Here is a 23,517-nt window from a genome sequence, read left to right as displayed (position 1 = left end):
GCCCTCACAGCAGTCCTACGGCGGTGTCCACGGCGGCGGCGACATCCCCGTCCGGCGGGTAGAGCAGCGAACGGCCGACCACCAGGCCGCGGACGGTGGGGAGCTGGAGCGCGCCGCGCCACTTCTCGTACGCGCCGTCCTGGTCGTCGCCGACCTCGCCGCCCAGCAGGACGGCGGGCAGCGTGGACGTCTGCATGACCTCGGCCATGTCGTCGGGGTTGTCGGTGACCGGGAGCTTCAGCCAGGTGTAGGCCGAGGTGCCGCCGAGGCCCGAGGCGATGGCGATCGACCTGGTGACGGCCTCGGCGGAGAGGTCGTTGCGGACCTTGCCGTCGGGGGTGCGGCGGCTGATGAACGGCTCGACGAACAGGGGGAGCCTGCGCGCCGCCATGTCGTCGATGGCGCGGGCCGTGGACTCCAGGGTGGTGAGCGAGCCCGGGTCGTCGTGGTCGATGCGCACCAGCAGCTTGCCCGCGTCGAAGCCGAACCGCTCGATGTCCTCGGGGCGGTGACCGGTGAAGCGGTCGTCGAGCTCGAAGACCGACCCCTGCAGGCCGCCGCGGTTCAGCGAGCCCATGACGACCTTGTGGTCGAGGGCGCCCAGGAGGAGCAGGTCGTCCAGGATGTCGGCGGTCGCGAGGACGCCGTCGACGCCGGGCCGGGACAGGGCCAGACACAGGCGCTCGAGCAGACCGGCCCGGTTGGCCATGGCCAGCTTGTCGCCGCCCACGCCGAGTGCGCCCCGGGCGGGGTGGTCGGCGGCGACGATCATCAGCCGGCCGGAGTCGCCCAGCAGCGGTCTGCGCGGGCGGCGGGCGGCCGCCTCGGCGATCGCCTCGGGATGCCGTGCGCGCAGGCGGACGAGTTCGGAGATGTCGACGCTCGTCACAGGACGGCCCCCGCCGTGATCGCGGCTTCCACTTCGTCCGGTGTCGGCATCGCGGAGGAGCACTCCAGCCGGGAGGCGACGATGGCGCCCGCGGCGTTGGCGTGACGCATGGTCTTCTCCAGGTCCCAGCCCGCGAGCAGACCGTGGCAGAGGGAACCGCCGAAGGCGTCACCGGCCCCGAGGCCGTTCAGAACGCTCACCGGCAGCGGCGGTACCTCGGCGGTCTCGCCCTTGCTGTTGACGGCGAGGACGCCCTTGGGGCCCTGTTTGACCACCGCGAGTTCGACGCCGGCGTCCAGCAGCGCCTGCGCCGCCGCCTGGGGTTCGCGCACTCCGGTGGCGACCTCCACCTCGTCGAGGTTGCCCACGGCGACGGTGGCGTGCTTGAGGGCCTCGACATAGAACGGGCGGGCGGTGTCGGGGTTGCTCCAGAACATCGGGCGCCAGTCGAGGTCGAAGACCGTGGTGCCGGCCTTGTCCCGGTGGGCCAGGGCGGCGAGGGTCGCCGTACGGCTGGGCTCCTCGCTCAGACCGGTGCCGGTGACCCAGAAGACGCGGGTCTCGCGGATGGCGTCGAGGTCGAGTTCGTGGGCGTCGATCTCCAGGTCCGGCGCCTTGGGCTGCCGGTAGAAGTACAGCGGGAAGTCGTCCGGCGGGAAGACCTCGCAGAAGGTGACGGGCGTCGGCAACCCGGGCACGGCGGTGACCCAGCGGTCGTCGACGCCGAAACCGCGCAGGGCCTCGTGCAGATAGGTGCCGAAGGGGTCGTCACCGGTGCGGGAGATCACCGCCGTCTCGCGGCCGAGGCGGGCGGCGGCGACCGCGACATTGGTCGCCGATCCCCCCAGGAACTTCCCGAAGGACGTGACCTGCGGGAGTGGGACGCCCGTCTGTAGCGGATAGAGGTCCACCCCTATCCGCCCCATGGTGATCAGGTCGTACGCCATCGAGTTCCCTTCGTATCGGCTCGTCCCCGTGAGACCGCTCGTGGCACGTCCCCGTATCGGCTCTCACGGCTTTGTAGCCCCGGACGGCGGGCCCTGTCAATGTTTTGTCCAGACATTCGGACCAGCCCTTGACACCCCCTTCGGTGAGACAGCACGCTGACGCCCATGACGTCGTTGTCACCTCAGTCACCAGTTTCCGGTGTATCCCGCATCCGTGTCGGTTCAGCCCCCGACAGCTGGGGCGTCTGGTTCCCGGACGATCCCGCCCAGGTCCCCTGGCAGCGCTTCCTCGACGAGGTCGCGCAGTCCGGCTACGAGTGGATCGAGCTCGGCCCCTACGGGTACCTGCCGACCGATCCCGCAGTCCTCACCGAGGAGACGGCCAAGCGTGGCCTGAAGGTGTCGGCGGGCACGGTCTTCACCGGCCTGCACCACGGCGAGGCCGTCTGGGAGAAGACCTGGGCGCACGTCGCGGACAACGCGGTGCTCGCCCAGGCGATGGGCGCGAAGCATCTGGTCGTCATCCCCTCCTTCTGGCGGGACGACAAGACCGGCGACGTGCTGGAGCCGGACACCCTCACCCCCGAGCAGTGGCGCAACCTCACCTCGCTGACCGAACGGCTCGGCAAGGAGGTGCGGGAACGGTACGGCCTCGACATCGTCGTCCACCCGCACGCCGACACCCACATCGACAGCGAGGAGAACGTCGTCCGCTTCCTGGACGGCACCGACTCCGACCTGGTGTCGCTGTGCCTGGACACCGGGCACTACGCCTACTGCGGCGGCGACAGCGTGAAACTGATCGAGACCTACGGCGAGCGGATCGGGTACCTGCACCTCAAGCAGGTCGACCCCGAGATCCTCGCGGACGTGCGGGCCAAACAGGTGCCGTTCGGGCCGGCGGTCGCGCGGGGCGTGATGTGCGAGCCGCCGACCGGCGTGCCCGCGCTGGGGCCTGTGCTGGAAGCGGCGCGGAAGCTGGATGTCGATCTCTTCGCGATCGTCGAGCAGGACATGTATCCGTGCGCGCCCGACGCTCCGCTGCCCATCGCGCAGCGTACGCGGGCGTTCCTCCGGTCGTGCGGGGCGTAGCCCTCCGGCGGGTGGCGGGACGCCTGTCGGGGTGCCGGGTTCTGTTCGTCGGCGAGCACAGGTGATCCGTGCCGGGTCGCGCAGTTCCCCGCGCCCCTAGGTAACCGCGGTGACCGCTCGTAGCATGGGGGCCCATGACTGCGAGCGCGATACGCACCCGGTCTGGACAAGGCCCCGCAGGGTCCTGGGAGTTCGCCCTCGGTGGGCCCCATCCCCGTTTACGGCCCGGCGTGTTGAGCTATCGCGGGATCCGGCTCGCCCTGACGCGGCCCCGGCGACGGCTGGAGGCGCCCATCGGGGCCTCGACCCTGTTGCTGGGGTTCGAGCAGCCCGTGCGGATCTCGCGGGCGGGGCGGGTGCCGGACACGCTGGTGTCCGTGTACTGCGGGCCCACGACCACGCCCGCCGTCGGGGAGCACGGCGGGCGCTTTTCGGGCATCGAGGTGCTCATGGCGCCCTGGGCCGCGTTCCCCCTTTTCGGTACGCCCCAGCACGAGCTCGTCAACCGCACCGTCGACCCCGACGAGCTGCCGCACTCCCTGGGCTCGCCCCTTCGTGAACTCGCCGGCGCGTTGGCCGCGTTGCCCGGCTGGGCGGACCGGTTCGGGCTGCTCGACGAGGTCCTCATCCGGTGGCGGGAGGCGGGGACGCCGAGTTCGGAGCGGGTGGCACGGGCCTGGTCGCTGCTGGTGCGGGCGAGCGGCGCGATACCGGTGCCCCGGCTGGCCGAGGAGGTCGGCTGGAGCGTACGGCACCTGGAGAACCGGTTCCGTGAGCAGATCGGGCTCGGCCCCAAGGCGGCGGCCCGGGTGCTGCGGCTGCAACGGGCCCGTCGTCTGCTGGCGGAGGGACGGAGCGCCGCAGAGACCGCCGCCCTCTGCGGTTTCTACGACCAGGCGCATCTCAGCGGCGAGTTCAAGGCGATGACGGGGTGCACGCCGAGGGAGTTCACGCAGGCCAGGCGTCTTCCGGCACAGGTGTCGCCGGCCGCGGACCGGCTGAGCGGGGAGGCGACGAGCCTGGTTCTGCCGAGCCGCCCGGAGGGTTGGTCCGGACCGGGTGCGCATTTTTCCAAGACCCGCCGCATTGGCTGAATACAGGCTGGGGGTCTGCCAGTTGATCCGGCGATTTCCGGCCGTTCCGGGTGCTTGGAGCGCTCCGGGCACGTGGGCCGTTCGGTCGTTCCGGGGGGATGGCGGGGAGCGGGAACGGGTTCGGGCCCGTCGCAGCGGGCCCGGCCCGGCTCCTGTCGGCGGTCGCGGGATGGCGGCGGTCGCGGGCGGCGTCGCAGGATGGCGGCGGTCGCGGGGCCGTTGTCAACGCGCCCCTCCCGTGGGCCCCATGGATCTCTTTGCTTCACCTCTGTCACAAACTCCCCTTTTCTGTCACGCATGTCGCGTATACGCGGGTCTTGCGTCACACGCCGTCAACAGCCGCTTCCGCACGGTCACCTGGTGTCGTTCACGGGGCACAGGCTTGGTGATCGCCAGCGCAGCGCCGGGCTCCCCCGGGCGGCCTCCCGGCCGCCGACCCCCGCGCGCGCAGGGAGGTGCAACTCATGACCGACCGAAGGCTCTGGTCGTACAAGGAGATCGCGGCGCACATCAAGGTGCAGCCGGACACCGTACGGTCCTACCGCAAGCACGGGCTGCTGCCTCCGCCGGACCACGTCGAGGGCGGCAAGCCCTTCTGGTACGCCGCCACCGTGCACGCCTGGGTCGCCTCCCGCCCGGGCAACCGGGGACGCGCTCTGGACTGACCCGGCGTCGAGGAAAAACGGGCTGTGCCCCATGGCCGCGTGGGGCACAGTGCTGCGGGTGAACTTCTCCGTCAAGCCCTTGCTCCATGGGTCGAAGACCGTCCTGCGGCCCTTCACCGAGGCCGACGCCGACACCATGTGGGAGATCATCGGCGACCCCGAGGTCATCCGCTTCACCTTCCCGCCGAACAGCGACCTCACCCGGGAGCGGGTGCGTTCCTGGTACGGCTCCCGCGCCGAGCAGCCCGACCGGCTGGACCTCGCCGTCACAGACGCCGCGACCGGCGAACTCGTGGGCGAGGTCGTCCTGCACGAGTTCGATCCGGACGCCCGCAGCTGCACCTTCCGCACCCTGATCGGACCCCGGGGCCGGGGCCGCGGGCTCGGCAGCGAGGCGACCCGGCTCATCGTCGGCCACGGCTTCGAGCGACTGGGTCTGCACCGCGTCCAGCTGGAGCTGTACGGCGACAACGAGCGAGCCCGCCGCGTCTACGAGAAGGCCGGGTTCGTGGTCGAGGGGGTGCGGCGGGAGGCCGCGCTGCGCAACGGGGTGTGGGTGGACGAGGTGCTCATGGCGATCCTGGACCGGGAGTGGGCCGCGCTCAGGCCCATGGACGGATGACCGTCACCCCCGCGCCGGGTGCGGTGCCCAGCGCGGACAGGGCGGCCGGGGTCTGGTCCAGGGTGATGGTCGACGTCACCAGGAGGTCGGGACGCACCGCCCCGGTGCGGACCAGCTCCAGCATCTGCGGGTAGGTGTGCGCGGCCATCCCGTGACTGCCCAGGATCTCCAGTTCCAGGGCGATGGCGCGGGCCAGCGGGACGGGGGTCGTGCCGTCCGCCGAGGGGAGCAGGCCGACCTGGACGTGCCGGCCACGGCGGCGCAGCCCGTTCACCGACGCGGCGCTGGTGACGGGGGAACCGAGCGCGTCGAGGGAGAGGTGGGCGCCTCCCCCGGTCAGCTCCAGGACCGCCGCCGCCGTGTCCGGCACTCCTCGCGCGTCCACGCACTCCACCGCGCCGAACTCCCGGGCCAGGTCCAGGGCCTTCGGGGAGACGTCCACCGCCACCACCCGGGCGCCGCTCGCCGCCGCGATCATCACCGCCGAGAGGCCCACGCCTCCGCAGCCGTGCACCGCCACCCACTCCCCCGCCGCGACCCGGCCCTGCTGCACCACCGCCCGGAACGCCGTGGCGAACCGGCAGCCGAGGGAGGCCGCGGTGGCGTACGACAGGTCGTCGGGGATCGCGACCAGGTTCACGTCGGCGTGGTCCAAGGCCACGTACTGGGCGAAGGAGCCCCGGTGCGTGAAGCCGGGCTGGGTCTGCCGCTCGCACACCTGGTGGTCGCCGGCCGCGCAGGACGGGCAGCTGCCGCAGCCGCACACGAAGGGGACGGTGACCCGGTCACCCGCCCGCCACCTGGTGACCCGGTCGCCGGCCTCGTGTACGACACCGGCGAGTTCGTGACCGGGCACGTGCGGCAGGGTGATGTCCGGGTCGTGGCCCATCCAGCCGTGCCAGTCGCTGCGGCACAGGCCGGTGGCCTCGACGCGCACGGTCACTCCGTGCGGGGCCGGCCGGGGATCGGCCACCTCGCGCACCTCGGCCGGCTCCCCGAACCGCTCGAACACCACAGCCCGCATACCCACTCCGTCCGTCGTCCGGGGCGCCCCGGAGATCTCCGCGAAGGTTAGACGGCGGGGGTCAGCCGGGCGTGCCCACCTTGTCCCGTTCCTCCTCCTCTTCCGCCGCCGGTAGCGGTGCGGCGTCGCCCTCGCTCAGTCCGAAGCGACGGTGGAATCCGCGCAGCGGTGCCGGCGCCCACCAGGTGGCCGTGCCGGTGAGGCGCATGATGGCCGGGACCAGGAGGCTGCGCACCACCATCGCGTCCATCAGGACCGCCAGGGCGATGCCCAGGCCGAGCATCTTGGTGTTGGTGACGCGCGAGGTGCCGATCGCGACCATCACCACCGCCAGGATGACCGCCGCCGCCGTGATCAGGCCGCCGGTACGCCGCAGGCCCAGGGCGACCGCCCCCTCGTGGTCGCCGGTGCGGTCGTACTCCTCCTTGATGCGGGAGAGCAGGAACACGCCGTAGTCCATCGAGAGGCCGAAGGCCACGCAGAACATCAGGACCGGGAGGGTGGTCTCTATGGATCCGGGGCTGGTGAAGCCGAGCAGGCCGGAGAGGTGGCCGTCCTGGAAGACCCAGACCACCGCGCCGAACATCGCCGTCAGGCTGAGCGCGTTGAGCAGCACCGCCTGGAGCGGGATCAGCACGCTGCCGGTCAGCAGGAAGACCAGGAGCAGGGTGACGATCGCTATGAAGGCGGCCGCCCAGGGGAGTCGGGCGCCGATCGCGTGCTGGGAGTCGACCAGGACGGCGGCCGTGCCGGTCACCCTGGTCTCGAAGGGGGCGGCTGTGGCGCGCAGGTCGCCCACCAGGTTCTGCGCGTCGTCGCCGACGGCCTCGCCCTTGGGCAGCACCGTGAAGTACGCCGAGTCGCCGTTCACCAACGGGCCCTCGACCCGGGCCACTTCCGGCAGCGCCGCCACGCGCTCCTTGTAGGCGGCGTACTCGGCCTGGGTCGCGCTGCCCTCGGCGAGCACTTCGAGGCCACCGCCGGGGCTGCCCGGGAAGCCGTCCCTGATGTGCTGCTGCACGACGTGGGACTCGGCCGAGGAGGGCAGCTGACGGTCGTCCGCCGTGCCGAACCGCACGCCCAGGAAGGGCAGTCCGAGGAGGACGAGGGCGGCCGTGGTGGCGAGGGCGAAGAAGGGGGCCCGGCGCATGACCAGGTTCGCCATCCGGCCCCAGGCCCTGCCGTCCTCGGCGCCGCTTCGCTCGCCGTGCTCCCCGCCGGACGCCGCCGCGGACCGGCCCCGGCGGAACGGACGGCGCAGGTCGAGGGAGTTGACCCGGTCGCCCAGCAGGACCAGCGCCGCCGGGAGCAGGATCAGGGCGGCCGCGGCGGCCAGCACGACGACGGCCATGCCGGCGTAGGCGAAGGAGCGCAGGAAGTACTGGGGGAAGAGGAGCATCGCCGCCAGGGACACCGCGACGGTGAGCGCGGAGAACAGCACCGTACGACCGGCCGTGCGCAGGGTAGTGCCGATGGCCGTCGTCGGATCCGCGCCGGAGGCGAGTTCCTCACGGAAACGGCGGACGATGAACAGGGCGTAGTCGATGGCGAGGCCCAGGCCCAGGGCCGTGGTGAGGTTCATCGCGAAGATGGAGACGTCGGTGAACCGGGTGAGGCCGCTGAGGACGGCGTTGGTGCCGAGGATCGCGACGATGCCGATGCCGAGCGGCAGCAGGGCGGCGACCGCGCTGCCGAAGACCATCACCAGCAGCACCAGCGTGATCGGCAGCGCGATCACCTCGGCGCGGGTCAGGTCCTCCTGGATGATGGTCTGCATCTCGTGCCGTACGGCGACACCGCCGCCGATCTTGACCCGGACGGGCCCGTGCGTGCCGCGCAGAGCGGGGGCGATGCGGTCGAGGGTCTCTCCCATCGCCTTCTCGTCGCCCGTGATGCGGGCGGCTATCAGCGCCTCGTGGCCGTCCTGCGCGCGCAGGGCGGAGCCCGCCCCCGACGCTTCGGGGCGCCAGTAGGAGCCGACGCCGACGACGCCCTTCTCGGCGGCCAGGCTCGCGGTGAGCCGGTTCGCCTCGGCGACGACCGCCGGGTCGTCCACGGAGGCCTTGCCCGCGTCGACCAGCAGCAGGAGATTGGGCTGGGAGCCGGGGAACTCACGCTCCAGGGCCTTGGTGGCGTACGTGGACTGCGCGGCCGGATCCTCCCAGCCACCGCTGCCCAGCCGCTCGGCGACCCCGCTGCCGGCCAGCACCGCGAGCACGGTGAGGACCAGGGCCGCGAGCAGCGAGAGCCCGGGCCGGGCGGTCACGAAGCGGGTCCAGCCTCCGGGACGGGGTGGGCTGTTGACTTCGGTCATCGTGCGGTGTCCCCTTCACCCTGCAAGCAGTCGCGAAAACCGTAAAATGGCAAACACGAGAGATCGCTCGCGTTCCTGGGCCCAGAATGCGAGCGACCACTCGCGTTTGTCAATGAAGTTCGGGAAAGCTGGGGAAAACGCGTGGCCGAGAGCCAGGAGAAGGAACAGCCGCGCCGCCGTCAGGCGCGTGGCGAGCGGCGCATCGCGCAGCTGCTCGAGGCCGCTGCCAACGTCTTCTGCACGACCGGCTACACCGCCGCGAGCACCAACGCCATCGCCCGCGAGGCGGGCGTCTCACCGGGCACGCTCTACCAGTTCTTCCCCAACAAGGAAGCGATCGCGATCGAGCTGGGCGACCGTCTCATGCACGAGATGCGCGACACCTACGGCGAGGCACTCGCCCCGGTCGACCCCGCGACCCGGCTCGAGGAGGCCGTCGGCGCGGCCGTGGACCGGTTCATCGCCTTCAACTGCGACCATCCGGTGTTCTTCGCCCTGATGCACGGGCCCGACATCCCCGGCCGCATCGCCGAGGAGCACGACGCGCTGCACGCCACCCTGCTCGCCCGCATCGAGGGTCTGCTCTCCTCCCTGCTCCCCGACTCGCCCCCCGCGGACCTCGCCCGCACCGCGCACATGTGCCTGGGCCTGTACAAGGCGGGCCTGGAACTGGTCCTGGGCCACGAGGGCGCCGAGCGCGACGCGTACGTGCGGGAGCTGAAGCACGTACTGATCCGCTATCTGGAGCCGCTGGTGGGCGACCGGCTGGGTCGCGCCGAGCGCGGCGGCGCCGGGACCACTGCGACCCCGTAGCCGGGGTACCCGCCCCCTCCGCAGGAAGCACCCGCACCACCGCCGCGCGGCGGGTCCCCATCTTTGATTCATACCCCCTAGGGGTATAGTCTCGGACAACGGGAGACCTCTCGCGGCCCCGCCCGCCCCACCTGCCTCCACGAGGAGAACGACATGACCGCTCACACCGACACCCCGGGCTCCGTCACCACCGTCTACAAGGTGAGCGGCATGAGCTGCGGCCACTGCGAGGGTGCCGTCTCCGGGGAGCTCTCCGAACTCGCCGGGGTCACCTCGGTGAAGGCCGTCGCCTCCACCGGTGAGGTCACGGTCGTCTCCGCCGCCGCGCTCGACGAGGAGGCCGTACGGGCCGCCGTCGACGAGGCCGGCTTCGAGCTGGCCGGCCAGGCCTGAGGCACCCGCGCGTCATCACCCCTCCTCGACACCTCTCCTCCACTTACCGGGCCGTGCCGACCAGCTGATACTGGTGCCGTACGGCCTGGTCCGCTTCCTGGAGCACGGACATGACCAGCACCACGACGGAAACCCCGATAGCCGAACCGCCCGCGCCGACCGCCGAGACCGAGCTGCTCATCGGCGGGATGACCTGTGCCTCGTGCGCGGCCCGCGTCGAGAAGAAGCTCAACCGCATGGACGGCGTCGTCGCGTCGGTCAACTACGCGACGGAGCGGGCGAAGATCAGCCATCCGGCCGGGACCGAGGTCTCCGAACTGATCGCGACCGTGGTGAAGACCGGGTACACGGCCGAGGAACCCGCGCCCGCGGCGCCGGAGCCGGTTCAGGAGGACGCCGCCCGGGACCCCGAACTCGCGGACCTGCGTCACCGGCTCGCGGTCAGCGTCCTGCTGGCCGCGCCCGTCGTCCTGCTCGCGATGGTCCCCTCGCTCCAGTTCGACAACTGGCAGTGGCTCTCGCTGACGCTCGCCGCGCCCGTGGTCGTCTGGGGCGGCGGCCCGCTGCACAAGGCCGCCTGGACGAACCTGCGGCACGGCGCGGCCACCATGGACACGCTGGTCTCGGTCGGCACGCTGGCCGCGCTCGGCTGGTCGCTGTGGGCGCTGTTCTTCGGTGACGCGGGCATGCCCGGCATGCGGCACCCGTTCGAGCTCACCGTCTCCCGCGCGGACGGCGCCTCCACGATCTACCTGGAGGTCGCCGCCGGCGTCACCGCCTTCATCCTGCTGGGCCGGTACCTGGAGGCCCGCTCCAAGCGGCGGGCGGGGGCGGCGCTGCGGGCGCTGATGGAGCTGGGGGCGAAGGACGTGGCCGTGCTGCGGGACGGCGGGGAGGTGCGGATCCCGGTCGACCTGCTGGCCGTCGGGGACCGGTTCGTCGTACGGCCCGGGGAGAAGGTCGCCACCGACGGGACGGTCGTGCGGGGCACGTCGGCCGTGGACGCCTCGATGCTGACCGGAGAGTCGGTGCCGGTGGACGTGGGACCCGGTGACACCGTCACGGGCGCGACCGTGAACGCCGGCGGCCGGCTGGTCGTGGAGGCCACCCGGATCGGCGCGGACACCCGGCTCGCGCGGATGGCGCAGCTGGTCGAGGCCGCGCAGACCGGCAAGGCCGAGGTGCAGCGGCTGGCCGACCGGATCTCCGGGATCTTCGTGCCGGCCGTACTGCTGATCGCCGTGGCCACCTTCGGCGGCTGGCTCGCCGCGACGGGTGACACCGTCGCCGCGTTCACGGCCGCCGTCGCGGTCCTGATCATCGCCTGCCCGTGCGCGCTCGGGCTCGCCACGCCGACCGCGCTCATGGTCGGCACCGGGCGCGGCGCCCAGCTGGGCATCCTCATCAAGGGCCCCGAGGTCCTGGAGTCCACGCGCCGCGTCGACACCGTCGTCCTCGACAAGACCGGGACCGTCACCACCGGCCGGATGACCCTTCAGGGCGTGTACGTGGCCGACGGGACCGACGAGCGGCAGCTGCTGCGGCTCGCGGGCGCCCTGGAGCACGCCTCCGAGCACCCGGTCGCCAGGGCGGTGGCCGCGGGTGCCGAGGAGCGGGTCGGGGAACTGCCCGCGGCCGAGCGGTTCGAGAACGTGCCCGGCCGTGGAGTGCGCGGGCTGGTGGAGGGCCGTGAGGTGGCCGTGGGGCGGCTCTTCGAGGCGGTTCCCGACGAGGTGGCCCGGGCGAAGGAGGAGGCCGAGCGAGGCGGCCGTACGGCCGTCGTCGTGGGGTGGGACGGCGTGGCGCGCGGGGTGCTCGCCGTGGCGGACGCGGTGAAGGAGACCAGCGCCGAGGCGGTGCGCGAGCTGCGCGCGCTGGGGCTCACGCCGGTGCTGCTGACCGGGGACAACCGGGCCGTCGCGGAGGCGGTCGCGGAATCGGTCGGGATCGACCGGGTGATCGCCGAGGTGCTGCCCGAGGACAAGGTCGACGTCGTACGGCGCCTCCAGGAGGAGGGGCGGGTCGTCGCGATGGTCGGGGACGGTGTCAACGACGCGGCCGCGCTCGCCACCGCCGATCTGGGACTGGCCATGGGGACGGGCACGGACGCGGCGATCGAGGCGAGCGACCTGACGCTGGTGCGCGGGGATCTGCGGGTGGCCGCGGACGCCATCCGGCTGTCCCGGCGGACCCTGACGACGATCAAGGGCAATCTGGTGTGGGCCTTCGGCTACAACGTGGCCGCGCTGCCGCTGGCCGCCGCCGGGCTGCTGAACCCGATGATCGCGGGGGCCGCGATGGCGTTCTCGTCGGTGTTCGTCGTGACGAACAGCCTGCGGCTGCGCGCCTTCAAGTAATACCGCCGAGTAGCACGTTGCCGATCAGCAACACCCCTGGAGTCCTGCGCGAGCCTCACATAAGCTCTTCACAAGGCTCGCGCATCATCCTTACGCTTGGGCCCCGATCGCCGTATCCGGTCTCTTGCGCATCTAACGGACATATGCAAGAGACACAGATCACAGTGATGTGAACGTAACCATCGAAGGGGTTCGAAGGTCTAAGTTGACGATGTCGGGAAACGTCTTGGGGGGCGTGACCCGACATCTGGGGATGTCTTGGGGGACTTCCTCAGAGATGCGTTGCCGGGGCACGTACACCGGGAAGCTTTGAGCGGCCCTCCCAGCGTGCGCTGTCCCGGCAGATCGCACATGACGGCGGTGGGGCGAGTTCTGCTCGTTCTGCTCAACCGCCGTTCGAACAACCGAAGATGGTTACCAACAGCGAATTCAGGCGCTGTTCTCACAACGCCCGGCCGGATCCCGTGGGGGGAATCCGCACCGGGACATGGGAAGGCGCCCTGGTCGTCGGCCCGTGGGGGGACTGGCGCCGGGGCGCCTTCCGTATGCCCGCCCGGCGTCTACGCCCGTCCGCCCCCGTCTACGCCGCCTGCCGCCCGCGCGTATGCCTGCCGGGGCCCGCACACACCACTGCCCGGGACATCGGCCCCGGGCAGTCAGGAAATCCACCAGTGGCGGGACGCCGGTCGCGGCGCCCCCACCGGCAGGTGTCAGCGCTCCTCGACGGGAACGAAGTCGCGCTCGACGACGCCCGTGTAGATCTGGCGCGGGCGGCCGATGCGGGAGCCGGGCTCCTTGATCATCTCGTGCCACTGGGCGATCCAGCCCGGGAGGCGTCCCAGGGCGAACAGGACCGTGAACATCTCGGTCGGGAAGCCCATGGCCCGGTAGATCAGGCCGGTGTAGAAGTCGACGTTCGGGTAGAGGTTGCGCGAGACGAAGTAGTCGTCGGAGAGCGCGTGCTCCTCCAGCTTCAGCGCGATGTCCAGCAGCTCGTCGGACTTGCCGAGGGCCGAGAGGACGTCGTGCGCCGCCGCCTTGATGATCTTCGCGCGCGGGTCGAAGGACTTGTACACCCGGTGGCCGAAGCCCATCAGGCGGACGCCGTCCTCCTTGTTCTTCACCTTGCGGATGAAGGAGTCGACGTCGCCGCCGTTGGCCTGGATGCCCTCGAGCATCTCCAACACGGACTGGTTGGCGCCGCCGTGCAGCGGGCCCCACAGGGCGGAGATGCCGGCCGAGATCGACGCGAACATGTTCGCCTGCGAGGAGCCGACGAGGCGGACCGTGGACGTCGAGCAGTTCTGCTCGTGGTCCGCGTGCAGGATCAGCAGCTTGTCGAGGGCGGAGACGACGACCGGGTCGAGCTCGTACTCCTGCGCCGGCACCGAGAACGTCATGCGCAGGAAGTTCTCGACGTAGCCGAGGTCGTTGCGCGGGTAGACGAACGGGTGACCGATCGACTTCTTGTAGGCGTACGCCGCGATCGTCGGAAGCTTGGCGAGCAGCCGGATCGTGGAGAGGTTGCGCTGCTTCTCGTCGAACGGGTTGTGGCTGTCCTGGTAGAACGTGGACAGCGCGGAGACCACCGACGACAGCATGGCCATCGGGTGGGCGTCGCGCGGGAAGCCGCGGTAGAAGTTCTTGACGTCCTCGTGCAGCAGCGTGTGCTGGGTGATGTCGCTCTTGAAGACGGACAGCTCGTCGACGGTCGGCAGTTCGCCGTTGATGAGCAGGTAGGCGACCTCCAGGAAGGTCGACCGCTCGGCCAGCTGCTCGATCGGGTAGCCCCGGTACCGGAGGATGCCCTGCTCGCCGTCAAGGTAGGTGATGGCGGATTTATAGGCGGCGGTATTGCCGTAGCCGCTGTCCAGGGTCACCAGACCGGTCTGGGCGCGAAGCTTCCCGATGTCGAAGCCCTTGTCGCCGACGGTGCTGTCGATCACCGGGTAGGTGTACTCGCCATCGCCGAACCGCAGTACTACAGCGTTGTTGGTGTGCTCGCTCACGTCATCCCTCACCGACGTTGTGCCTCTTCTTCGAGGTTGCCCTGACTGTCTCTACCATCCCCCATTTGGCGCACGAAAGTGCACTCGGGGTCGACCATTGGGCTTATCGGCGGCACTCAGTGCCGCCAACCAGCTCATCCTGCCGCCTACGTCACGCCGGGGGAAGTGCTCTGTGACCTTCACGACTCATTTGATCGATCATTTTTTGTGATGATCCGGCGATCCGGTGGGAACCGGACGTCAGCGGCCGGCCAACCGGTGGTCCAGGGCCGTGCAACGGCGGCCCGCCGACACCGTGCGCACCGCCTGACCGATCGCCTTGCGGGAACCGACGAGGACGACCAGCCGCTTGGCGCGGGTCACGGCCGTATACAAGAGGTTCCGTTGCAGCATCATCCATGCTCCCGTGGTGACGGGGATCACCACGGCGGGATATTCACTTCCCTGTGAACGGTGGATGGTGACCGCGTACGCGTGGGCCAGTTCGTCCAGTTCGTCGAAGTCGTACGGAACCTCCTCGTCCTCGTCGGTCAGCACCGTGAGGCGCTGGTCGACCGGATCGAGCGAGGTCACGACGCCCACGGTGCCGTTGAAGACACCGTTCTCGCCCTTGTCGTAATTGTTGCGGATCTGGGTGACCTTGTCGCCGACACGGAAGACCCGCCCGCCGAACCGCTTCTCGGGCACGTCGGGGCGGCCCGGGGTGACGGCCTGCTGGAGCAGGCCGTTGAGGGCGCCGGCGCCGGCCGGACCGCGGTGCATGGGCGCCAGCACCTGCACGTCCCGGCGCGGATCCAGGCCGAACTTCGCCGGGATGCGCCGGGCGGCCACGTCCACCGTGAGGCGACCGGCCTCCTCCGTGTCGTCCTCGACGAAGAGGAAGAAGTCCTTCATGCCGTCGGTGAGCGGGTGCTGTCCGGCGTTGATCCGGTGCGCGTTGGTCACCACACCGGACTGCTGGGCCTGACGGAACACGCGCGTGAGGCGGACCGCGGGCACCGGGCTGCCGTCGGCCAGCAGATCGCGCAGCACCTCGCCCGCGCCGACGCTGGGCAACTGGTCGACATCCCCCACGAAGAGCAGGTGCGCGCCCGGGGGCACGGCCTTGACCAGCTTGTTGGCGAGGAGCAGGTCCAGCATCGACGCCTCGTCGACCACCACCAGGTCGGCGTCCAGCGGGCGGTCCCGGTCGTAGGCCGCGTCGCCGCCGGGCTTGAGCTCCAGCAGGCGGTGGACGGTGGAGGCCTCGGCGCCGGTCAGCTCGGCCAGGCGCTTGGCGGCGCGGCCGGTGGGGGCGGCGAGCACCACCTTGGCCTTCCTGGCGCGGGCCAGCTCCACGATGGAGCGGACGGTGAAGGACTTGCCGCAGCCGGGGCCGCCGGTGAGGACGGCGACCTTCTCGGTCAGCGCGAGTCTGACGGCCGCCTCCTGCTCGGGCGCGAGTTCGGCGTCGGTACGGGTCCTCAACCAGGCCAGCGCCTTGTCCCAGGCCACGTCCCGGAAGGCCGGCATCCGGTCCTCGCCGGTGCGCAGCAGGCGCAACAGCTGGGCGGAGAGGGAGAGTTCGGCGCGGTGGAAGGGGACCAGGAAGACGGCCGTGACAGGCTGCCCGGCGCCGTCCGGGCCCGGCACCTTCTCCCGTACGACCCCGGGGTCCTCGCCCTCCTCCGGCGGCTCCGCGAGTTCGGCGAGGCACTCGATGACCAGGCCGGTGTCGACCTGGAGCAGCTTCACCGCGTCGGCGATCAGCCGCTCCTCGGGGAGGTAGCAGTGGCCCTGGTCGGTGGCCTGGGAGAGCGCGTACTGCAGGCCCGCCTTGACCCGCTCAGGGCTGTCGTGCGGGATGCCGACGGACTGGGCGATCTTGTCGGCGGTGAGGAAGCCGATGCCCCAGACGTCCGTGGCGAGCCGGTAGGGCTGGTTCTTCACGACGGAGATGGAGGCGTCGCCGTACTTCTTGTAGATGCGGACCGCGATGGAGGTGGACACCTCCACGGTCTGGAGGAAGAGCATGACCTCCTTGATCGCCTTCTGCTCCTCCCAGGCGTCCGCGATCTTCTTCGTGCGTTTGGGGCCGAGTCCGGGGACCTCGACGAGCCGCTTGGGCTCCTCCTCGATGATCTTCAGGGTGTCCATGCCGAAGTGCCGGGTGATGCGGTCGGCGAAGACCGGCCCGATGCCCTTGACCAGCCCCGAGCCGAGGTAGCGGCGGATGCCCTGGACGGTGGCGGGCAGGACGGTCGTGTAGTTCTCGACGGTGAACTGCTTGCCGTACTGCGGGTGGGAGCCCCAGCGTCCCTCCATCCGCAGGGACTCGCCGACCTGGGCGCCGAGCAGCGCGCCGACGACCGTGAGGAGGTCGCCGCCGCCTCGGCCGGTGTCGACGCGGGCGACCGTGTAGCCGTTCTCCTCGTTCGCGTACGTGATGCGCTCGAGCACGCCTTCCAGCGTGGCCGTACGCCGCTCTCCCGCCTGGGCGGCCCCCGCCTGATCGCTCATGGTCCGACGTTACCGCCCGCCACCGACACTCTCCCGGGTGTCCGCCGGCCACCGACAGTCCCCCGGTGGCGACCGTCGGTCGCCTCCCGGGCGGCGTTCATCACGATCCGGTTTCGGGATGCGGTGGAGGGCTTGATCAACGCCCGTGTAATCGATTCCAATCCTTCCTACACGCCGATGTAATCGATTCCACGACCTCGGCGTCCAGGAACCGAGTCCACAAGGAGGTGGGGCGGCGATGGCGAGCATCAAGGACGTCGCGGCCGAGGCGGGGGTCTCCGTCGCCACGGTGTCGCGCGTCCTGAACGACCATCCGTCGGTCAGCGAGGACGCACGCACACGTGTGCTGGCCGCCGTCGAGACGCTGGGCTACCGCCCGAACGCCGTCGCCCGGTCGCTGCGCACCGACCAGACCCGCACCCTCGGCCTGGTCATCAGCGACGTGCTCAACCCGTACTTCACCGAACTGGCCCGCTCCGTCGAGGAGGAGGCCCGCGCGCTCGGCTACAGCGTCATCATCGGCAACGCCGACGAACGGCCCGACCTCCAGGACCACCACGTACGGACCCTGCTGGACCGCCGGATCGACGGCCTCCTCGTCTCCCCCACCGACGGCGGCTCGCCGCTGATCCTCGACGCCTCGCGCGCGGGGACGCCGATGGTGTTCGTCGACCGGTGGATCCCGGGCGTCGACGTGCCGGTGGTGCGGTCGGACGGACGCGCGGCCGTGCGGGACCTCGTCGCGCATCTGCACGGGCTGGGGCACCGCAGGCTCGCCATCATCGCGGGCCCCGCCGCCACCACCACCGGCAGCGAGCGCGTCGAGGCCTTCCGGGCCGCCATGGCCGAGTACGGGCTTCCCCTCCCGGACGCCTACATCGGCCAGGGCGACTTCCAGGCCGAGAGCGGCCGGCGGGTCACCGAGGGCTTCCTCGACCTGCCCGAACCGCCCGAGGTCGTGTTCGCCGCCGACAACCTGATGGCACTGGGTGCCCTGGACGCCGTACGCGCGCGTGGGCTGCGGGTTCCGCGGGACATCGCGCTGGCCGCGTTCGACGACATCCGGTGGTTCGTGCACACCGATCCGCCGATCACCGCGATCGCCCAGCCGACGGGCGAACTGGGACGGGCCGCCGTGCGGGCGCTGGTCGACCGCATCGAGGGACGCCCCCCGCAGTCCGTCACCCTCCCGGCCCGGCTCGTCGTCCGCCGTTCGTGCGGCGAGCCCGCCCCCCAAGAGCCGCCCGCTCCCGAGGAGTTCCCCGCCCCCGTGGAGCCGTCCCCCGTAACGAACAGGAGCCAGACGTGAGCAACGCGGACGAGTTGCTGCGCATCGAAGGCATACGCAAGACGTTCCCCGGTGTGGTCGCGCTCGACAGCGTCGACTTCGACCTGCGCCGGGGCGAGGTGCATGTGCTGCTCGGTGAGAACGGCGCGGGCAAGAGCACCCTCATCAAGATGCTCTCCGGTGCCTACCGGCCCGACGCCGGGCGGATCCTGGCCGGCGGCGAGGAGGTGCGCATCCATGGCGCGCAGGACTCCGAGCGCCTCGGGATCGCCACCATCTACCAGGAGTTCAACCTCGTTCCCGACCTCACGGTCGCCGAGAACATCTTCCTGGGGCGGCAGCCGCGCCGCTTCGGGATGATCGACCGGAAACGGATGGAGAGCGACGCGGCCGCCCTGCTGAAGCGGGTGGGCGTGAACGTCTCACCCCGCACGCGCGTGCGGGAACTCGGCATCGCGCGCCTTCAGATGGTCGAGATCGCCAAGGCGCTCAGCCTGGACGCGCGCGTGCTGATCATGGACGAGCCGACCGCCGTGCTGACCTCCGAGGAGGTCGAGAAGCTCTTCGCCATCGTGCGCACACTGCGCGAGGACGGCGTCGGCATCGTGTTCATCACGCACCACCTCGACGAGATCGCCGCCCTCGGCGACCGGGTCACCGTCATCCGGGACGGCAGGAGCGTCGGGCAGGTCCCGGCCACCACACCCGAGGACGAACTGGTGCGGCTCATGGTGGGCCGCTCCATCGAGCAGCAGTACCCCAGGGAGCGGCCCGAGAAGGGCGGCGCGCTGCTGTCCGTCGAGGGACTCACCCGGGACGGCGTCTTCCAGGACGTCAGCTTCGAGGTGCACGCCGGTGAGGTCGTCGGTGTCGCCGGGCTCGTCGGCGCCGGTCGTACCGAGGTCGTACGGGCCGTCTTCGGGGCGGACCCCTACGACCGAGGAGCCGTCCGGGTGGCCGGCGCGCATCTCCCCCGCCACGACGTGAACGCCGCGATGGCGGCCGGGATCGGGCTCGTGCCCGAGGACCGCAAGGGCCAGGGGCTGGTGCTCGACCAGTCGGTCGAGGAGAACCTCGGGCTCGTCACCATGCGTTCCGCGACCCGGGGCGGGCTGGTGGACCTCAAAGGCCAGCGCGAGGCGGCGGCACGGATCGCGGGGCAGCTGGGCGTGCGGATGGCGGGCCTCGGCCAGCAGGTGCGCACGCTCTCCGGCGGCAACCAGCAGAAGGTCGTCATCGGCAAATGGCTGCTGGCCGACACCAAGGTGCTGATCCTCGACGAGCCGACGCGCGGGATCGACGTCGGCGCGAAGGTCGAGATCTACCAGCTCGTCAACGAGCTGACGGCCGCCGGTGCCGCCGTCCTGATGATCTCCAGCGATCTGCCCGAGGTGCTCGGCATGAGCGACCGGGTGCTGGTGATGGCCCAGGGCCGGATCGCCGGCGAGCTGTCGGCGGACGAGGCGACCCAGGACTCCGTCATGGCGCTCGCCGTCGGCACCACCACCCCTCATGACGCGAACGACTCACCCGAAGAAACCGAAGAACTGGAGGCCGGCCGTGGCCGCTGAGACGCTCAAGAGCGGAACGGGCGCCGGTGGCGCCGCGGCGGTCCGCCGTCTGCTCCTCGACAACGGCGCGCTGACCGCGCTGATCGTCCTCGTCATCGCCATGTCGGCGCTGTCGGGTGACTTCCTGACCACGGACAACCTGCTCAACGTGGGCGTCCAGGCGGCCGTGACCGCCATTCTCGCCTTCGGCGTGACCTTCGTGATCGTCTCCGCGGGCATCGACCTGTCGGTCGGCTCGGTGGCGGCGCTGTCGGCCACCGTGCTGGCCTGGAGCGCCACGCAGCACGGTGTGCCGGTGGTCCTCGCGGTGGTCCTGGCCGTCGCCACCGGCATCGCGGCCGGTCTGGTGAACGGTTTCCTCATCGCCTACGGCAAGCTGCCGCCGTTCATCGCGACGCTCGCGATGCTGTCCGTGGCGCGCGGTCTGTCGCTGGTGATCTCCGAGGGCTCGCCGATCGCCTTCCCCGACTCGGTCTCGCACCTCGGCGACACGCTCGGCGGCTGGCTGCCGGTGCCGGTGCTCGTGATGGTCGTCATGGGGCTGATCGCCGCGTTCGTGCTCGGCCGGACCTACATCGGCCGTTCCATGTACGCGATCGGCGGCAACGAGGAGGCGGCGCGCCTCTCCGGCCTGCGGGTGAAGAAGCAGAAGCTCGCGATCTACGCGCTGTCCGGTGTGTTCGCGGCCGCGGCGGGCGTCGTGCTCGCCTCCCGGCTGTCCTCCGCGCAGCCGCAGGCCGCCGACGGTTACGAGCTGGACGCGATCGCCGCCGTCGTCATCGGCGGTGCCTCGCTGGCCGGCGGGACGGGCAAGGCCTCGGGCACCCTGATCGGCGCGCTGATCCTGGCGGTGCTGCGCAACGGCCTCAACCTGCTGTCCGTGTCCGCCTTCTGGCAGCAGGTGGTCATCGGTGTCGTCATCGCGCTGGCGGTGCTCCTGGACACCGTGCGCCGCAAGGCGGGGGCGACCCCGGTGGCGGCGGGGACGGGCAGCGGCGGCGGCAAGGGCCGGCAGGCGGCCACGTACGGTCTCGCGGCCGTGGTCACCGTGGCGATCGTCGGCGCGACCTCCTTCCTGCACGGCGGCAACCCGTCGAGCGCGAATCCGAAGGTCGGCCTGGCGCTGTCCACGCTCAACAACCCGTTCTTCGTGCAGATCCAGTCGGGCGCGAAGGCCGAGGCGAAGAAGCTCGGCGTGGACCTGACGGTCACCGACGCGCAGAACGACGCTTCGCAGCAGGCCAACCAGCTCCAGAACTTCACCAGTTCCGGCCTCGACTCGATCATCGTCAACCCGGTGGACTCGGACGCGGCGAGCAACTCGGTGAAGGCCGCCGACAAGGCGAAGATCCCGGTGATCGCCGTGGACCGGGGCGTCAACAAGGCCACGGTGGACGCGCTCGTCGCCTCCGACAACGTCGCCGGCGGTGAGCTGGCCGCCAGGACGGTCGCCGAGAAGCTGGGCGGCACCGGCAAGATCGTGATCCTCCAGGGCCAGGCGGGCACCTCCGCCGCGCGGGAGCGGGCGGAAGGGTTCGCCAAGGGGCTGAAGGCCTACCCCGGCATCCAGGTGCTGGCCCAGCAGCCCGCCGACTTCGATCGCACCAAGGGCCTCGACGTGATGTCGAACCTGCTCCAGGCGCACCCGGACGTCCAGGGCGTCATCGCCGCCAACGACGAGATGGCGCTCGGCGCGATCAAGGCGCTGGGCTCCAAGGCCGGCAAGTCGGTCCAGGTCGTCGGCTTCGACGGCACCCCGGACGGGCTGACCGCCGTCGAGAACGGCACGCTGTACGCGTCCGTGGCGCAGCAGCCTTCCCAGCTGGGCAGGATCGCGGTGGACAACGCGCTGAAGGCGCTTCAGGGCAAGAAGGTCGAGAAGACGGTGAAGGTGCCGGTGAAGGTGGTCACGAAGGAGAACGTGGCCGGGTTCAGCGGCTGACATTCGGCGAGCGGGCGGACGGTCACCCGGGGAACACCTCCGGGACCGTCCGCCCTCCGTCACGTATCAGGGGAGTCACTTCATGTACGACTACGACCTTCTGGTCGTAGGGTCGGCCAACGCCGACCTGGTGATCGACGTCGAACGCAGGCCCGCCGCCGGTGAGACGGTGCTCGGATCCGACCTTGCGGTCCACCCCGGCGGCAAGGGCGCGAACCAGTCGGTCGCGGCCGGCCGGCTCGGGGCCCGTACGGCCCTGCTGGCCCGGGTCGGCGACGACGCGTACGGGAGGCTGCTGCTCGACTCGCAGCGGGCGGCCGGGGTCGACACGGCCGGTGTCCTGGTGGGCGGGGCGCCGACGGGCGTCGCGCTGATCACCGTGGACCCGTCGGGCGACAACAGCATCGTGGTGTCGCCGGGCGCGAACGGCCGCCTGACACCGGCGGACGTCCGCGCGGCCGCCCGCCTCCTCCGCGACTCCCGGGTCGTGTCGACGCAGCTGGAGATCCCGCTGGAGACGGTCGTGGAGGTCGTGCGGAACCTCGCGCCGGGCAGCCGCTTCGTGCTGAACCCGTCGCCCCCGCGCCCGCTGCCGGCCGAGGTGCTGGAAGCCTGCGACCCGCTGATCGTCAACGAGCACGAGGCGAAGGTCATCCTCGGCGAGGCGGGCGGGGCGGGCGGCAGCGAGGAGCCCGAGGACTGGGCGCGGCTGCTGCTCGCGAAGGGACCGAAGTCGGTGGTCGTGACGCTGGGTTCGCAGGGCGCGCTGGTGGCGTCGGCGGAGGGCGTCTCCCGGATCGCTTCCGTGAAGGTGGACGCCGTGGACACGACCGGCGCGGGTGACTCCTTCACGGCGGCGCTGGCCTGGCGGCTGGGCACGGGTTCCGCCCTGGCCGAGGCGGCGGCGTACGCGGCACGGGTCGGGGCGGTGGCCGTGACCCGGCGGGGCGCGCAGGAGTCGTTCCCGACGGCCGAGGAGGTCGAGGCGCTGTGCTCCGGCGACCAGGGGGACGACCCTCGGACCCCCGGCCGGGCGTCGGACAGCGTGCCCGGGGCTGCTCCGCGAGGTGAGTCCCTGTGAAGAAGGCCGGGATCCTCAACCGTCATCTGGCCGGAGCGCTGGCCGAGTTGGGGCACGGGGACGGGGTGCTGGTGTGCGACGCCGGGATGCCGATACCGGACGGGCCCAGGGTGGTCGACCTCGCCTTCCTGGCCGGGGTGCCGTCGTTCGCGGAGGTGGTCGACGGGCTGCTCGCCGAGCTGGTCGTGGAGGGCGCGACGGCGGCGACGGAGGTCCGGGAGGCGAATCCGGCGGCGGCGGGGCTGCTGGACGGGCACTTCGCCGGGCCGCTGCTCACCCTGGTCCCGCACGAGGAGCTGAAGAGGCTGTCGGCGGGGGCGCGGCTGGTGGTGCGCACGGGCGAGGCGCGACCGTACGCGAACGTGCTGCTGCGGTGCGGGGTGTTCTTCTGAGGTCGGTTCACCGACAGGAAAGCTTCGAGGGGGCCCCGTCCGTCGACCGGGCCCCCTCGGCTCTTCCCCTCCGTACCAGAACCCCCGCGATCCCCCCGGATCCCCCTCCAGAAGCCCTGATGCCCCGTAAGACAGGCCGAGGTGGGGAAGGGTTGTACGGTCCCCCGGGGAAATTTTCCGTCTCCGCCTAGGCAGAAGACGCGGGCGCCTCGGGGCCGGGTGGCAGGGGGTCGGAGACGAACCATCCGCGTTGCGGGACGGCGTACACCCAGCTTTCGTCCGCCAGCAGGCCGAGCCCTCGCCGTACGGTCGTCCGCGCGATCCCGTACTTCTGCACAAGCTGAGCCTCGCTCGGCAGCATCCGCCCGGGCTGCCAGTCGCCGCGCCGGATCTGCGCACGCAGAATCTCGGCCAGCTGCCGGTACGGGGTCAAGGGCGCACCGTGATCGATCTCAGCGTCGGGGTTCATGGACACGACGCTAGGCAACGGGAGTAATACTCACACTTTGGGATACGTCTCGCTAC

At 71.2% G+C, this 23,517-nt stretch carries 19 protein-coding genes; 12 read left to right on the top strand and 7 right to left on the bottom strand.

The features are described from left to right. Window positions 1-4: 4 nt before the first annotated feature. Both OG440_RS23925 and iolC read right to left on the bottom strand, forming a co-directional pair. On the bottom strand, window positions 5-889 hold the full coding sequence (locus OG440_RS23925; protein ID WP_406008833.1) for a deoxyribose-phosphate aldolase: 885 nt from the start codon (window positions 887-889) through the stop codon (window positions 5-7). After that, entirely contained in the window at window positions 886-1,836 is a 951-nt protein-coding gene (gene iolC, locus OG440_RS23920) for a 5-dehydro-2-deoxygluconokinase (protein ID WP_406008832.1), read from the bottom strand. The genes OG440_RS23925 and iolC overlap by 4 nt, the downstream gene beginning before the upstream one ends. Before the next feature lie 165 nt (window positions 1,837-2,001). Between iolC and OG440_RS23915 the strand changes: the two genes are divergently transcribed. The 4 genes from OG440_RS23915 to OG440_RS23900 all read left to right on the top strand — a co-directional run bounded on the left by OG440_RS23915 (window position 2,002) and on the right by OG440_RS23900 (window position 5,309). Next, window positions 2,002-2,928, top strand: coding sequence for a sugar phosphate isomerase/epimerase family protein (locus tag OG440_RS23915; protein ID WP_406008831.1), 927 nt, complete (start codon window positions 2,002-2,004; stop codon window positions 2,926-2,928). Between the two features lie 260 nt (window positions 2,929-3,188). Further along, on the top strand, window positions 3,189-4,022 hold the full coding sequence (locus OG440_RS23910; protein WP_406011438.1) for a helix-turn-helix domain-containing protein: 834 nt from the start codon (window positions 3,189-3,191) through the stop codon (window positions 4,020-4,022). Window positions 4,023-4,486: 464 nt separating this feature from the next. Continuing rightward, window positions 4,487-4,687 carry a helix-turn-helix transcriptional regulator gene (locus tag OG440_RS23905; RefSeq protein ID WP_406008830.1) on the top strand — a complete coding sequence of 67 codons (201 nt, stop codon included), beginning with the start codon at window positions 4,487-4,489 and terminating at the stop codon, window positions 4,685-4,687. 58 nt (window positions 4,688-4,745) lie between these two features. Continuing rightward, window positions 4,746-5,309 (top strand): GNAT family N-acetyltransferase, encoded by a 564-nt coding sequence (locus OG440_RS23900; RefSeq protein WP_406008829.1) that lies wholly within the window; start codon window positions 4,746-4,748, stop codon window positions 5,307-5,309. Here the strand turns inward: OG440_RS23900 and OG440_RS23895 are convergent. Next, window positions 5,290-6,333, bottom strand: a complete 1,044-nt coding sequence (locus OG440_RS23895; RefSeq protein ID WP_406008828.1) for a zinc-dependent alcohol dehydrogenase family protein — start codon at window positions 6,331-6,333, stop codon at window positions 5,290-5,292. The two genes, OG440_RS23900 and OG440_RS23895, sit on opposite strands and share 20 nt — an antisense overlap. A 61-nt stretch (window positions 6,334-6,394) precedes the next feature. After that, window positions 6,395-8,647 (bottom strand): MMPL family transporter, encoded by a 2,253-nt coding sequence (locus OG440_RS23890; protein WP_406008827.1) that lies wholly within the window; start codon window positions 8,645-8,647, stop codon window positions 6,395-6,397. A 141-nt stretch (window positions 8,648-8,788) separates the two neighbouring features. Here OG440_RS23890 and OG440_RS23885 point away from each other — a divergent pair, with 141 nt between their 5' ends. From OG440_RS23885 to OG440_RS23875, 3 genes are all read left to right on the top strand, one after another. Next, complete coding sequence (locus OG440_RS23885; protein ID WP_406008826.1) at window positions 8,789-9,460, top strand: TetR/AcrR family transcriptional regulator; 672 nt, start codon at window positions 8,789-8,791, stop codon at window positions 9,458-9,460. Window positions 9,461-9,613: 153 nt separating this feature from the next. Beyond that, on the top strand, window positions 9,614-9,853 hold the full coding sequence (locus OG440_RS23880; protein WP_406008825.1) for a heavy-metal-associated domain-containing protein: 240 nt from the start codon (window positions 9,614-9,616) through the stop codon (window positions 9,851-9,853). A 110-nt stretch (window positions 9,854-9,963) separates the two neighbouring features. Then, window positions 9,964-12,210 (top strand): heavy metal translocating P-type ATPase, encoded by a 2,247-nt coding sequence (locus OG440_RS23875; protein WP_406008824.1) that lies wholly within the window; start codon window positions 9,964-9,966, stop codon window positions 12,208-12,210. A 710-nt stretch (window positions 12,211-12,920) separates the two neighbouring features. Here the strand turns inward: OG440_RS23875 and OG440_RS23870 are convergent. Next, window positions 12,921-14,219 (bottom strand): citrate synthase, encoded by a 1,299-nt coding sequence (locus tag OG440_RS23870; protein ID WP_020131734.1) that lies wholly within the window; start codon window positions 14,217-14,219, stop codon window positions 12,921-12,923. Window positions 14,220-14,459: 240 nt separating this feature from the next. Beyond that, a complete protein-coding gene (locus OG440_RS23865) occupies window positions 14,460-16,718 on the bottom strand; it encodes an ATP-dependent RecD-like DNA helicase (protein WP_406008823.1) in 2,259 nt (752 codons plus the stop codon). A 238-nt stretch (window positions 16,719-16,956) separates the two neighbouring features. Between OG440_RS23865 and OG440_RS23860 the strand changes: the two genes are divergently transcribed. From OG440_RS23860 to rbsD, 5 genes are all read left to right on the top strand, one after another. Further along, window positions 16,957-18,027, top strand: coding sequence for a LacI family DNA-binding transcriptional regulator (locus OG440_RS23860; RefSeq protein WP_406008822.1), 1,071 nt, complete (start codon window positions 16,957-16,959; stop codon window positions 18,025-18,027). After that, on the top strand, window positions 18,024-19,577 hold the full coding sequence (locus tag OG440_RS23855) for a sugar ABC transporter ATP-binding protein (RefSeq protein ID WP_406008821.1): 1,554 nt from the start codon (window positions 18,024-18,026) through the stop codon (window positions 19,575-19,577). The genes OG440_RS23860 and OG440_RS23855 overlap by 4 nt, the downstream gene beginning before the upstream one ends. Next, the gene (locus OG440_RS23850; RefSeq protein ID WP_406008820.1) at window positions 19,567-21,519 is read left to right on the top strand and encodes a substrate-binding domain-containing protein; all 1,953 of its coding nucleotides are present in this window, start codon (window positions 19,567-19,569) and stop codon (window positions 21,517-21,519) included. Before OG440_RS23855 ends, OG440_RS23850 begins: the two co-directional genes overlap by 11 nt. 82 nt (window positions 21,520-21,601) lie before the next feature. After that, window positions 21,602-22,600 (top strand): ribokinase, encoded by a 999-nt coding sequence (locus OG440_RS23845; protein WP_406008819.1) that lies wholly within the window; start codon window positions 21,602-21,604, stop codon window positions 22,598-22,600. Next, entirely contained in the window at window positions 22,597-22,992 is a 396-nt protein-coding gene (rbsD, locus tag OG440_RS23840) for a D-ribose pyranase (RefSeq protein ID WP_406008818.1), read from the top strand. The genes OG440_RS23845 and rbsD overlap by 4 nt, the downstream gene beginning before the upstream one ends. A 187-nt stretch (window positions 22,993-23,179) precedes the next feature. Here rbsD and OG440_RS23835 read toward each other — a convergent pair whose 3' ends face one another. Beyond that, entirely contained in the window at window positions 23,180-23,461 is a 282-nt protein-coding gene (locus OG440_RS23835; protein ID WP_406008817.1) for a GntR family transcriptional regulator, read from the bottom strand. Window positions 23,462-23,517: the final 56 nt, after the last annotated feature.

The sequence above is a fragment of the Streptomyces sp. NBC_00637 genome (assembly GCF_045161545.1).
GTDB lineage: Bacteria > Actinomycetota > Actinomycetes > Streptomycetales > Streptomycetaceae > Streptomyces.
The sequence above is the reverse complement of the archived record's forward strand: the minus strand, read 5'-3'. Positions and strand labels throughout refer to the sequence as shown.